Below are 351 nucleotides of genomic sequence, written 5' to 3'. Positions count from 1 at the left end.
GCTGGAACTCCAACTCTACTACGTCTGAAAAAACGTCGTTTCCAGTGTAAAAGTTGTAGGAGAATCACGGTGGCTAAGACATCTATCGTTGAGAAAAACTGCCAAATCTCTAATATAGTCCGACAAAAGGTTACACAACTCCTAACTGAAAAGGTGTCACTAACTGATATTGCCAGAAGACTTCGTGTGTCGACATCCACTGTCTATCGTAAGCTTGACCAATTTACTTTCAAGGAGCATTATGACAAACTTCCAGCTGTTATGTCCTGGGATGAGTTTGGGTTCAAAAAAGGGGAATTGGCTTTTGTGGCGCAGAATTATGAGACAAACGAACTCATAACCATCCTTGAT

Annotated in this window: 1 protein-coding gene; it reads left to right on the top strand. The window is 41.3% G+C overall.

What is annotated here, in order from left to right; genetic code table 11:
• Positions 1–351: helix-turn-helix domain-containing protein (locus tag ADF62_RS05375; RefSeq protein WP_152901325.1), on the top strand; the 351-nt coding region annotated here is incomplete at both ends.

Origin of the sequence: Streptococcus sp. 1004_SSPC (assembly GCF_001069025.1) — a bacterium.
Lineage (GTDB): Bacteria > Bacillota > Bacilli > Lactobacillales > Streptococcaceae > Streptococcus > Streptococcus vestibularis.
Note: the sequence above shows the minus strand (reverse complement) of the source record. Positions and strands in the feature narration are given on the sequence as shown.